3 protein-coding genes and 1 pseudogene are annotated in these 13607 nt (G+C 60.5%); 1 reads left to right on the top strand and 3 read right to left on the bottom strand.

The window, feature by feature from the left end; all coding sequences use genetic code 11:
* Positions 1-50: 50 nt before the first annotated feature.
* The 3 genes and pseudogenes from DOCECA_RS21440 to DOCECA_RS21430 all read right to left on the bottom strand — a co-directional run.
* Positions 51-149, bottom strand: a pseudogene (locus DOCECA_RS21440) (nucleoid-structuring protein H-NS); the annotation flags it as partial.
* A 704-nt stretch (positions 150-853) separates the two neighbouring features.
* A complete protein-coding gene (locus tag DOCECA_RS21435; RefSeq protein ID WP_014335964.1) occupies positions 854-1192 on the bottom strand; it encodes a hypothetical protein in 339 nt (112 codons plus the stop codon).
* A gap of 120 nt (positions 1193-1312) precedes the next feature.
* The gene (locus DOCECA_RS21430) at positions 1313-11866 is read right to left on the bottom strand and encodes a retention module-containing protein (RefSeq protein WP_445571046.1); all 10554 of its coding nucleotides are present in this window, start codon (positions 11864-11866) and stop codon (positions 1313-1315) included.
* Positions 11867-12228: 362 nt separating this feature from the next.
* On the opposite strand from DOCECA_RS21430, the gene DOCECA_RS21425 reads away from it, so the two are divergent.
* Positions 12229-13578: a TolC family outer membrane protein gene (locus DOCECA_RS21425; protein ID WP_420766500.1), complete on the top strand. Its 1350-nt coding sequence runs from the start codon at positions 12229-12231 to the stop codon at positions 13576-13578.
* Positions 13579-13607 lie beyond the last annotated feature (29 nt).

Here is a 13607-nt window from a genome sequence, read left to right as displayed (position 1 = left end):
CTGCTCCTGCTCCTGCTCCTGCTCCTGCTTTGGATCTTGATCTTGATCTTGATCTTGATCTGGAAGGCCCCGTTAACCACGATGGCCGAACGCAGGCCTTGCGCAGTGGGTACCTCGGCATGGATGCCGAGGTAGCCGCGCTGGGCCATGGATGGCCCTTCGCGGCGGCCCACGGAGCAATGCCGGAGTGAGGGCACACCGAGCCTAGGCGAGGTGCCGAGTGGTGGGGCGGAGCGTTTTTGGTTACTTTTTTGGCGTCTGAAAAAAGTAACCCGCTGTAAGAGCGGAACCGCCAGCAGCCGTTACCGCAGCAACGGATACGCCCCCTCAATTAACGTCCTAGGAGATTTCCTTCGAGTTGAAGCGAACTCGGTGAATTTGTCCGGCGGCTGTCTCGTGGCTAGTCTGAGTTTGTCATCGAAAAAACGGTGACACTGGCGGCAAGCCGGTTAAAAGACGACGCGCAAGCGCTTTATGGCGGTTGTGGGTCGCGCCGGAGGAGCGGGCGATGGATCGGCTGAAGTGCAAGAGCCAGCCTGACAGCCTCGTAATAAACCGAAGACCGCTATCGCGAGCAGGCTCGCTCCCACACTGGATCTGTGTCGAGCCGGAATATAAAGGGTCAACACTGATCTACCGTGGGAGCGAGCCTGCTCGCGATAGCGTCAGCCCAGACACCAAAAAATTCGTGGCGAGGGAGCTTGCTCCCGCTCGGCTGCGCAGCAGTCGTAAAACCTGCCAACACGGTTTCGCATATAGACGGGCTGGGGCATGCTTCGCAGGCCAACGGGAGCAAGCGCCCTCGCCACAGGTTCGGTGTGCTGCAGGCAATGGCGCCAGCCTTGGCGGCAGGCTAGATCAACCCCTTCTCATCGTCATCGATCAACCGACTCAACCCACCCAGCGCTTCACGGGCCTGGTTGCGGTCCATCAGCTTGGCCTGGGCCGCTGGTGGCAGGTCGGTGACGCGGATGACGCCTTTGCTGGTCAGCACCTGGATCAAGTCATCGAGTACCCGGATCATCTCCAGGTCGCTTTGCTTGAGTTGCTTGAGGCTGTTTTCTACCGCCTGGTTGGCGAACCAGTCCTGGATCTCATGGTTGTCGGCCGGCAAGGTCTCGGTGGCCTCGGCGTAAGCGGTGGCTTCCACGCGCACCAGCAGGCCTTGTGCATCGCGTTGCACATAAAACATCGGGCATCCCTCATGTATGAAGCGGCGTCATGCTGGGCAGCATAGGCCAACTGGGGGGAGTATGAACACTTATCCCATGGCGAGGGAGCCAGCTCCCTCTCCACAGGATGTGTGTCAGCCTCAGCTGTTGTTGTGATCGATCTTGATGGTCGGATCACTGCCGGCGATCAGCGAGTTCAGGTTGATGTTCGACCAGTTGTTGCCTTCCAGCTTGATCGTCACGTCTGGCGTCGCCGCCGCACCGTTGGCCGCGTTGAACTGGCCGGTGGTGCTGACTTGCAAGGAGGACACGCCATCGACCGTGCTGATTTTCAGGAAGTGGTCGATGGTGCTGCCGGTTTCGCCCTGCAACAGGTCCCGCAGGTCGATCCGGTCACCGTCGCCGGCCTTGAAGTCCTTGATCACGTCATTGCCGGTGTCGCCGGCTTTCCAGACAAACGTGTCGCCGCCCAGACCACCGATCAGGGTGTCGTTGCCCGTGCCGCCAATCAGGGTATCGGCACCGCTGCCGCCGAGCAGGATGTCATTGCCCTTACCACCGTCCAGCAAGTCCTTGCCGCCCTGACCGAAGATGATGTCGTTGCCGGCACCGCCCAGCAGGGTGTCGTTGCCGTCATGTGCGCCGGACACATCGAACGCGGTGTAGTGTTCGGTGATGTACTGGTGCACGTTGCTGGTGGTGACCTTGCTGACGTCCGCGCCGCTTTGTTGGGCGACAAACGACTGGATGGCCTGGTAACCCTCGCCGGCGATGCCGTTGAAACTCACCAGGTCGCCGAACAGGATGTCGTTGCCGTCCGCGCCGTTGACCGTATCGGCTCCCGGCATCGTCGCTTCGGTGTGGCCGATGATCGAGTTGGCCAGGTCCTTGGGGTCGATGTTGGTTTGCGGCTTGCCGTCCGAGTCGTAGGGCTTGAGGTCGTTCAGCGTCACGCTGTTGTTCAGGCCGATGGCTTCAACGTTGCTCAAGCCTTTGAGCAGGGTGAAGCTGGCCGTTGAGCTGACTGCTGCCGAGGCGTCGCCCCACCAGCCGCCGTCCAGTTTGGAGAACTCGAACGTGCCGTTGCCCTCGGCATGCACCGTGCCGACGTAGTCTTCATTCCAATTCTTGCCGTTCTTGATCGACAGGTACATGTCACCATTTTCTTCGATGATGAATTTGTGTGTGCTGTCGATCGTCTGGGTGTAGTACTTGCCAACAGTGTAGTTGGCCGCGCTCAGGACGTCGTCGAGCTTGACGGTGCCGTACAACACTGGGTTCGTCTCTTCGCCGGACTGGTAGCGCGTTGGCTCACCGTCGGTGATGAAGTACGTCAGGTTCTTCGCACCGGTATTACTCAGGGCTTGGGTGCTGTTGAAGAAGTTTGCGGTGGTCTTGAACACATCTTCATAGTTGGTATTGCCGCCGGACACCATCGAGTCGAGTACGCTCTTGAGCAGTGTCAGCGCGTTCGGGTCGTTGAGGTTGACCGCAACGTTTTTGTTGACCTGATTATCGAAGTCCGCCAGGAAAATATTCACCGTCCCGGAGTTGCTGCCCATGCTCTGCTTGAGCGTGTTGAACACCTGGGTCAGCGAGTTCTTCGCGGCGGTAACGGAGGACGAGCTCATGCTGCCGGAGCTGTCGACCATGAACGCGATGTTGTAGTTGACGCCCGGCACCACGGTCAGGCCGCCGATGTCGGCGACCACGATGTCGTTGCCGTCGGTGCCGGTGACGTTGTCACTGCCGGAAGTGGCTGTCGCAGCGTTGTAGACCGCCGGATGCACCGTTACCGGGATGTGTGCCGTGGTCGTCGCCGACCCGCCGAGGGTTTCGGTGGAGGTCGACGTCACTGTCAGGTTGATCTGGCCGTTGAAATAGGTCGGCGGCGTCAGGTTGAGGCTGCCCAGGTTCCAGCCGGTAACCGAGGCTTCGCCGTTGGCTCCCACGGTTGCGGTGTGACCCGCGCCGTCACTCAGGACGCTGCCTTCAGGCATGCCGCCGATCTTCACGCTCAAGCTTTCGGAACCGTCGGTGTCGGTCAGGGCGGTGGTGATCTTCGACAGGTTCACGCTGCCGCCTTCGGCGCCTTCGTTGAGCTTGAAGCCGTCGTAGTAGCCTTCGCCATTGGTGCCGTGCAGGTCGGAAACGGAGACGCCAGCGTTCGTCAGGTCGGCGACGCCGGTATAGAGCGGTATGCCGGCGCTGCTCAGGTCCACGGGCGTGCTGCCGTTGACTGACAGGTTCACGTCATAGCTGCCCGGGCCGGTCTGGTTGTGGTGGTAGATGTCCAGGGTGTAGTAGCCGCTGGTGGTCGGGGTGAACGAACCATTGAGCTTGCCACCGGCGCCCCAGGTAATGCCCGCCACGTCCTTGCCACCAATGGTCACCAGCAGGCTGTCATCGCCGGTGCCGCTGAAGGTATAGATCTTGCCGGCTTCCAGGAAAATCAGCCCCGAGGTCTTCGACGCGGTGCCCGGATTGACGTTGCCGTCGTTCTGCACGTTGCTCACGTTGGTGCTGCTGTTCGGCGTGCCGGCGGCATCGATCACTGACTTGAGCGTGCCCGACGGCGCGCCGTTGCCATCGGTGCCCAGGCCCGACAGCCCGGTCCAGACTTCCTTGATCAGGCCGGTGGAGGTCACGTTGTTGCCGGCTACGTTGAGGGTCGGCGCGTCGGCGGTTGGCGTGATGTCGATCTTCACGGTGCCGGTGTTGCCCAGGGCCTGGCCGTCGGTTGGCTGGAATTTGATCTGCGCGTAGTCAGCCTGCTTGTTGCCCACGCCGCTGCCGCCATAACCATTGGCACCGGATTCGTTGGCATCCGGGGTGAAGCGCAACTTGCCGGCGTCGATGTCGGCCTTGGTGAAGGTCTGGTTGTTGGCAACGTTCTTCCAGGTCGCGCCATCCAGGTACTGCAACTTGCCATCGCCTGGCAACCCGGTGATTTTCACGCCCTGGCTGGCGGCGGAGCTGTCCACGTCGCTGACGCCGAAGGTCGACCAGCCGAGGACCAGCGAAGTGTCCTCGGTACCGGTCACGGAGCCACCGGCGGCCACCGGTGCATCGTTGACGCCGACCACGTTCACCGTGGTAGTGGCGGTGTTGGAGTAGCTGGCGCCGTCGGTCACCGTCACGGTGATGACGCGCGGTACGCTGCTCGGGTCTTCGCTGTTGTTGATGAAGCTGATGTTCTTGATCTGCTGCATATAATCGGCCAGCGTCGCATTGCCCGTCAGCGTCAGGACGACCTTGCCGTCGGTGCTGTTGGCGTTGATGCTGATGCCGTTGACGCTATTGCCCAGGTTCAGATGATCGCCAGGCTGACGGTTGGTCAGCACAATGGTGGCGCCGGTCAGCATGGTGCTGTCCGGGTCGGTGATCTTCAGGTCGGTATCGCCAATCGACACGCCTGGGCCGGTGGTGCCTTCGGTGAAGGTCACCTGGTAATCGGCACCGGTCTTGCCACTGGAGTTGTTGGCATCCAGGTCGAGCACCGGCGCCGCATCGTTGTCGATGATCGAGGTGCTGACACTGCCGTTGGTCCCGCTGACCGCCAGATGCTCGAAGTTACCGCCGGTGGCGGAGTCGATCTTGACCACGAAGTTTTCTGTGCCTTCGGTGATCTTGTCGTCCAGGGTTGCCACGGTGAAGTTGGCGCTGGTGGCATTGGCCGGGATCTTCACGGTGTAAACGCCCGTGAAGTCCGAGCCGTCGGCGGCAGTGCCGCTGTAGACGATCTTCACCGTCACCTCGGTTTGCGCCGGGTTCGTCAGGCTGACGGTATAGGTAGCCGCCTGGCCTTCGGTGACCGATGAGCTGCCGGTGATGCTGACAGTGGTGTTGTCGACGGTGTCGCCTACAGCAGTCGATGCGCCAGTCTTATCAACGACGATGGCTTCCAGATTGCCGCCGGATGCCGATTTGATCGACTCGGTAATGGACGGCGCACCGGTATAGACATCGTTACCGACCGCGACATTGAGCACGCCAGAGCTTGCGCCGGCTGCGATGGTGATTGTCTTACCGCTTTCGAGCGTGACCGTTACAGGACCATTTTGCGCGGTAACGGGTTTGCCATCGGCGCCGGTCAGGGTGGCGGTGTAGGTGATCGTGCCGTTTTCGTTCACGGTCGGGTTAGCCGTCAGCGTCACGGTGGTCGTGTCGTTGACGTCGCTGACGATAGTGCTGACTGGCGTGGTGTTCGGTGCGATGGCTTCCAGGTTGCCGCCGGATGCGTCTTTGATCGACTCGGTGACAGTGGTTGGACCTTGGTAGACGTCGTTGCCGACCGCTACATCCAATACACCCGAGCTTGCACCGGCTGCAATGGTGATGGTTTTACCGCTTTCCAGCGTCACGGTAACCGGACCGTTCTGGGCAGTGACGGGTTTGCCATCGGCACCCGTCAGCGTGGCGGTGTAAGTGATCGTGCCGTTTTCGTTCACGGTCGGGTTAGCCGTCAGCGTCACGGTGGTCGTGTCGTTGACGTCGCTGACCACGGTGCTCACTGGAGTCGTGTTTGGCGCGATGGCTTCGAGGTTGCCACCGGTTGCGTCTTTGATCGACTCGGTGACAGTGGTAGGGCCTTGGTAGACGTCGTTGCCGACCGCTACATCCAATACGCCCGAGCTTGCGCCCGCTGCGATGGTGATGGTTTTACCACTGTCCAAGGTCACGGTAACCGGACCATTTTGCGCGGTAACAGGCTTGCCATCGGCACCCGTCAGCGTGGCGGTGTAAGTGATCGTGCCGTTTTCGTTCACGGTCGGGTTAGCCGTCAGCGTCACGGTGGTCGTGTCGTTGACGTCGCTGACCACGGTGCTCACTGGAGTCGTGTTAGGCGCGATAGCTTCGAGGTTGCCACCGGTTGCATCTTTGATCGACTCGGTGACCGTGGTAGGGCCTTGGTAGACGTCGTTGCCGACCGCCACATCCAACACGCCCGAGCTTGCGCCGGCTGCGATGGTGATTGTCTTACCACTGTCCAAGGTCACGGTAACCGGACCATTTTGCGCAGTGACCGGCTTGCCATCGGCACCGGTCAGGGTGGCGGTGTAAGTGATCGTGCCGTTTTCGTTCACGGTTGGGTTAGCGGTCAGCGTCACGGTGGTCGTGTCGTTAACGTCGCTGACCACGGTGCTGACTGGCGTCGTGTTCGGCGCGATGGCTTCGAGGTTGCCACCTGTTGCATCTTTGATCGACTCGGTGACAGTGGTAGGGCCCTGGTACACGTCGTTGCCGACCGCTACATCCAATACGCCCGAGCTTGCGCCCGCTGCGATGGTGATCGTCTTACCGCTTTCGAGCGTGACCGTTACAGGACCATTTTGCGCGGTAACGGGCTTGCCATCGGCACCCGTCAGCGTGGCGGTATAAGTGATCGTGCCGTTTTCGTTCACGGTCGGGTTAGCGGTCAGCGTCACGGTGGTCGTGTCGTTAACGTCGCTGACCACGGTGCTCACTGGAGTCGTGTTAGGCGCGATGGCTTCGAGGTTGCCGCCGGATGCGTCTTTGATCGACTCGGTGACGGTGGTTGGGCCTTGGTAGACGTCGTTGCCCACTGCCACATCCAACACACCCGAGCTTGCGCCGGCTGCGATGGTGATGGTTTTACCACTGTCCAAGGTCACGGTAACCGGACCATTTTGCGCGGTAACGGGCTTGCCATCGGCACCGGTCAAGGTCGCGGTGTAGGTGATCGTGCCGTTTTCGTTCACGGTTGGGTTGGCGGTCAGCGTCACGGTGGTCGTGTCGTTGACATCGCTGACCACAGTGCTGACTGGCGTGGTGTTCGGCGCGATGGCTTCGAGGTTGCCACCGGATGCCGAGGCAATCGATTCAGTAACCGTCGTTGGGCCTTGGTAGACGTCGTTGCCGACCGCTACATCCAACACACCCGAGCTTGCGCCCGCTGCGATGGTGATGGTTTTACCGCTGTCCAAGGTCACGGTAACCGGACCATTTTGCGCGGTAACGGGCTTGCCATCGGCACCGGTCAAGGTCGCGGTGTAGGTGATCGTGCCGTTTTCGTTCACGGTTGGGTTGGCGGTCAGCGTCACGGTAGTGGTGTCGTTGACATCGCTGACCACAGTGCTGACTGGCGTCGTGTTCGGCGCAATGGCTTCGAGGTTGCCGCCGGATGCCGAGGCAATCGATTCAGTAAGCGTCGTTGGACCTTGGTAGACGTCGTTGCCCACCGCCACATCCAACACACCCGAACTTGTGCCCGCTGCGATGGTGATGGTCTTACCGCTGTCCAGGGTCACGGTAACCGGACCATTTTGCGCGGTAACGGGCTTGCCATCGGCGCCGGTCAGGGTGGCGGTGTAGGTGATCGTGCCGTTTTCGTTCACGGTTGGGTTAGCAGTCAAGGTCACGGTAGTGGTGTCATTGACGTCGCTGACCACAGTGCTGACTGGCGTGGTGTTCGGTGCGATGGCTTCGAGGTTGCCACCGGATGCCGAGGCAATCGATTCAGTAACCGTCGTAGGGCCTTGATAAACGTCGTTGCCAACCGCTACATCCAACACACCCGAGCTCGCACCGGCTGCGATGGTGATGGTTTTACCACTGTCCAAGGTCACGGTAACCGGACCATTTTGCGCAGTGACCGGTTTGCCATCGGCACCGGTCAGGGTGGCGGTGTAAGTGATCGTGCCGTTTTCGTTCACGGTCGGGTTAGCCGTCAGCGTCACGGTAGTGGTGTCGTTGACGTCGCTGACCACAGTGCTGACTGGCGTGGTGTTCGGTGCGATGGCTTCGAGGTTGCCGCCGGATGCCGAGGCAATCGATTCAGTAACCGTCGTAGGGCCTTGGTAGACGTCGTTGCCTACCGCTACATCCAACACACCAGAGCTCGCTCCGGCTGCGATAGTGATGGTTTTACCACTGTCCAAGGTCACGGTAACCGGACCATTTTGCGCAGTGACTGGCTTGCCATCGGCACCGGTCAGGGTCGCGGTGTAAGTGATCGTGCCGTTTTCATTCACGGTCGGGTTCGCGGTCAGCGTCACGGTGGTCGTGTCGTTGACGTCGCTGACCACAGTGCTGACTGGCGTAGCGTTAGGTGCGATAGCTTCCAGGTTGCCGCCGGATGCCGAGGCAATCGATTCAGTAACCGTCGTTGGACCTTGGTAGACGTCGTTGCCTACCGCTACATCCAAGAAACCAGAGCTCGCTCCGGCTGCGATAGTGATGGTTTTACCACTGTCCAAGGTCACGGTAACCGGACCATTTTGCGCAGTGACCGGCTTTCCATCGGCACCCGTCAAGGTCGCGGTGTAAGTGATCGTGCCGTTTTCATTCACGGTCGGGTTAGCAGTCAACGTCACGGTAGTGGTGTCGTTGACATCGCTGACCACAGTGCTGACTGGCGTGGTCTTCGGCGCGATGGCTTCGAGGTTGCCGCCGGATGCGTCTTTGATCGACTCGGTGACGGTGGTTGGACCTTGGTAGACGTCGTTGCCGACCGCCACATCCAACACACCCGAGCTTGCACCGGCTGCGATGGTGATGGTTTTACCACTGTCCAAGGTCACGGTAACCGGACCATTTTGCGCGGTAACAGGCTTGCCATCGGCACCCGTCAGCGTGGCGGTATAAGTGATCGTGCCGTTTTCGTTCACGGTCGGATTTGCGGTCAGCGTCACAGTGGTCGTGTCGTTGACGTCGCTGACCACAGTGCTGACTGGCGTAGTGTTAGGTGCGATGGCTTCCAGGTTGCCGCCGGATGCCGAGGCAATCGATTCAGTAACCGTCGTAGGGCCTTGGTAGACGTCGTTGCCAACCGCTACATCCAACACACCAGAGCTCGCTCCGGCTGCGATAGTGATGGTTTTACCACTGTCCAAGGTCACGGTAACCGGACCATTTTGCGCGGTAACGGGCTTGCCATCGGCACCGGTCAGGGTAGCGGTGTAAGTGATCGTGCCGTTTTCGTTCACGGTTGGGTTAGCGGTCAACGTCACGGTAGTGGTGTCGTTGACATCGCTGACCACGGTGCTGACCGGAGCGGTGTCCGGCGCGATGGCTTCGAGATTGCCGCCGGATGCGTCTTTGATCGACTCGGTGACAGTGGTAGGGCCTTGGTACACGTCGTTGCCGACCGCTACATCCAGCACACCCGAGCTTGCACCGGCTGCGATGGTGATGGTCTTGCCGCTTTCGAGCGTCACGGTAACCGGACCGTTCTGGGCAGTGACGGGCTTGCCATCGGCGCCGGTCAGGGTGGCGGTGTAGGTGATCGTGCCGTTTTCGTTCACGGTTGGGTTAGCGGTCAGCGTCACGGTAGTGGTGTCGTTGACATCGCTGACCACAGTGCTCACTGGAGTCGTGTTAGGCGCGATGGCTTCGAGGTTGCCACCGGTTGCATCTTTGATCGACTCGGTGACAGTGGTAGGGCCCTGGTACACGTCGTTGCCGACCGCTACATCCAATACGCCCGAGCTTGCGCCCGCTGCGATGGTGATCGTCTTACCGCTTTCGAGCGTGACCGTTACAGGACCATTTTGGGCAGTGACGGGCTTGCCATCGGCGCCGGTCAGTGTGGCGGTATAAGTGATCGTGCCGTTTTCATTCACGGTCGGGTTGGCGGTCAGCGTCACGGTGGTCGTGTCGTTAACGTCGCTGATGATAGTGCTGACCGGAGCGGTGTTCGGCGCGATGGCTTCGAGGTTGCCACCGGTTGCATCTTTGATCGACTCGGTGATGGTGGTTGGGCCTTGGTAGACGTCGTTGCCCACTGCCACATCCAACACACCCGAGCTTGCGCCGGCTGCGATGGTAATCGTCTTACCGCTTTCGAGCGTGACTGTTACAGGACCGTTCTGCGCAGTGACTGGCTTGCCATCGGCACCGGTCAGGGTCGCGGTGTAAGTGATCGTGCCGTTTTCATTCACGGTCGGGTTAGCAGTCAGCGTCACGGTGGTCGTGTCGTTGACATCGCTGACCACAGTGCTGACTGGCGTGGTGTTCGGTGCGATGGCTTCGAGGTTGCCACCGGTTGCATCTTTGATCGACTCGGTGACGGTAGTCGGGCCTTGGTAGACGTCGTTGCCCACTGCCACATCCAACACGCCCGAGCTTGCACCGGCTGCGATGGTAATCGTCTTGCCGCTTTCGAGCGTGACCGTTACGGGACCATTTTGCGCGGTGACGGGTTTGCCATCGGCGCCGGTCAGGGTGGCGGTGTAGGTGATCGTGCCGTTTTCATTTACGGTTGGGTTAGCGGTCAGCGTCACAGCGGTCGTGTCGTTGACGTCGCTGACGATAGTGCTGACCGGAGCGGTGTTCGGTGCGATGGCTTCGAGGTTGCCACCGGATGCCGAGGCAATCGATTCGGTAACCGTCGTTGGACCTTGGTAGACGTCGTTGCCAACCGCTACATCCAACACACCCGAGCTTGCACCGGCTGCGATGGTGATGGTTTTACCACTGTCCAAGGTCACGGTAACCGGACCATTCTGGGCAGTGACCGGCTTGCCATCGGCACCGGTCAGGGTAGCGGTGTAAGTGATCGTGCCGTTTTCATTCACCGTCGGGTTAGCGGTCAACGTCACGGTGGTGGTGTCAAGCGAATCAGTGATCGTCGTGACCGCAGGCGCCGTATTCGGAACCAGGTTCTCGAAGTTACCCCCAGTTGCGCCAGTAATGGTGGTGCTGACAGTACTGCCATTGTTGTAGACATCGTTCGGCGGGGTATCGACAGCGACGGTGCCGGTGGTCTGGCCGGCGGCAATGGTAATGACCGAGCCGTTGCTCAAGGTCACGGTCACTGGCGTCTGGGCCGGATTGGTCAGCGTGGCGGTGTAAGTGATCTGACCGCCTTCGGTAACGGTGTCGCCTGCGCTCAGGGTGACGGTGGTGGTGTCGACGGTGTCGGTGATCTGGGTAACGGCGGGCGTGGTGGGTACGGTCACGGCGATGCCGCTGCCGCCGGTGGTGCCGGTGACAGTCACGCTGATCTGGCTTGGGTCGTTATAGACCGTGTCGTTCGGCGCGAGCGGCACATTGACGCTGCCGGTCAGTTGTCCGGCTGGAATGACGATGACTGCACCGTTGGACAAGGTCACGGTCAGGTTGGTCAGCGGCGCCTGGGTGACGGTCGCGGTGTAGACCAGCACGCCGCCGGCCTCGGTCAGGGTCGGCGTGGCGCTCAGCGTCATGGTCGCATTGAGCACGGCGTTGGCGGTCGTATCGGCGGAGGTGTCGCCACCCAGGATGTTGTCATCGGTGGCGGCAGCCGCGGCGAGTCCTTCCGTGGGAAAACCGATTGTCGGATCGACGCTGCCAGCCGTGGCATCCAGTACGACGAAGCTGTGGCCACCACCGGCCGCACCGCCCGTGCCAGCAGCGGTTGGGCCGGCAGCGGTGGCTTCCAGGGCGGTCGTCGGGTCGACGCCCGCGGCGATGGCTTGTTGCAGTTCGTCTACCGAGGGCGCGGCTTGGGCGGCGGCCTGTTCCAGATCAGTGGAGGAGTCCGCAGCATTGGCGCTCCATTGGGTGTCCCGGCCCAGGTCCAGCGAGCGGCCATCGGCCAGCTCCAATGTGACGGCACCGGCAGGGCCGGTGTCCAACTGGTCGCCCACGTTAAGGCGGTCGCCTTCAATGAGTACGCGCCGAATACCCTCGGGGGATACGGCGAAAACCTGACCAACAATGCTTTTGACGACGGCAATAACACTGCTCATTGAAGACTCTCCGGGTACCACGTTCAGTAGACTTCCATGGACCCGACAGCCTCGTTGGCCGTAGCGGTCTGGACGTACATGCTCACTAAGGGAAAATGTTTTGACGCTTTAAATTTGACGGTTTATTGGCGGCAACTGCGGAAGGTTTTTGTTGCTGCCAAACTATTGACCTTCTGCCGGCCATCCTAAACAATCGCTTCTGTAATGTCACATTGATATTTAAGCGGCGACCTGTTCTTTCAGTGCGTGTTCCAACCCCTGTTTTGAACTTTCCGACATACGGTCATTCCGGTTGCCATCATCCGATGCAGCGCCACGTTTCGCTGTGATTCAAGACAAGCGTTTTCGGGATTTAACCAACCATGCGTTCGCATCTGCTCAAGGCTTTACCTTTCGCCCTCGCCGCCAGTTTCGTACAAGCACAAACCTTGCCGCAGGCCATGCAACAAGCATTGGATGTTCATCCGGAAATCCAGGCGGGCGTGAACAGTCGCCTGGCGGCGGATTATCAGCTCAAGGCTGCCAAGGGCGGCTACCTGCCTAGAGTGGACCTCGCAGCCGGGTACGGCCGTGAAGGCACCGACAGCGTGACCACCCGTTCGGGCACCAATAATCATTGGGAAACCTTGAACCGCAGTGAGTCGAGCCTGCGCCTGTCGCAAATGGTTTTTGACGGTTTTGCGACGTCCAGCGAAGTGGGGCGTCAACAAGCCAACGTCAATGCCCGTGCCTATTCCTTGCTCGACGCCTCTGAGCGCACTGGCTTGACCGTGGCCCAGGTGTACCTGGACGTGCTGACCCGTCGCGAATTCGTGCGCCTGGCCGAGGAAAACCTCAAAAGCCACGAACGCATCTTCGATCAGATCAAGCTGCGCACCTCCCGTGGCGTAGGCAGCGGCGCCGACCTGGACCAGGCCGAAGCGCGCATGGCCCAGGCCCGCAATAACCTCATCACCGAACAGACCAATCTGGCCGACGCCGAGACCAATTACCTCAGCGCCGTCGGCCAACTGCCGGATCAATTGGAGCGTCCCGCCGACTTTATGGCGCTGCTGCCGGCCAACCTCACCGAAGCCCGCGCCCAGATGCTAGACAACAGCCCGGTGCTGCGTTCGGCCGAAGCGGATATCGCCGCTGCCGAGCAGCAGTACGCGGCCGCCAAGTCGAGCTTCTATCCGCGCTTCGACGCAGAGCTGGGTCGCACCGCCGACAATGACCTGGACGGCCAGAACGGCCACAACAATGAATGGCAAGCCATGCTGCGCATGCGCTTCAACCTGTACGCCGGTGGCAGTAACAAGGCCGACCTGGAATCCAAGTCCTACCTGTCCAACCAGGCGCTGGATATCCGCAACAACGCGCTGCGCCAGTTGAACGAAGAATTGGGCCTGGCCTGGAACGCGTTGAACAACGCCAACGCCCAAGTGCCGATCGCCCAGCAATACGTCGACCGCAGCGCCAACGTGCGCACGGCCTATCAGAAGCAGTTCAGCCTCGGCGAGCGTACCTTGCTCGACTTGCTCGACAGCGAAAACGAGTTGTTTAGCGCTTCCCGTCGCCTGGCGGAAATCAAGAACGTGCAGCTGTTCACCCAGTACCGGATCAAGGCAACCATGGGCCAGTTGCTGAAAAGCCAGGGTGTGGTCGCGCCGTTGGCATCGGTTGTGCAGAACGACGTGAAACCCAAGGTCCAGTTACCTGGGATGAATTGAGTCCTCCCACCCGTTTTTATCAGTCAGAG

Source organism: Pseudomonas sp. E102 (assembly GCF_052660185.1).
This window is presented reverse-complemented; position numbering and strand designations above follow the sequence as displayed.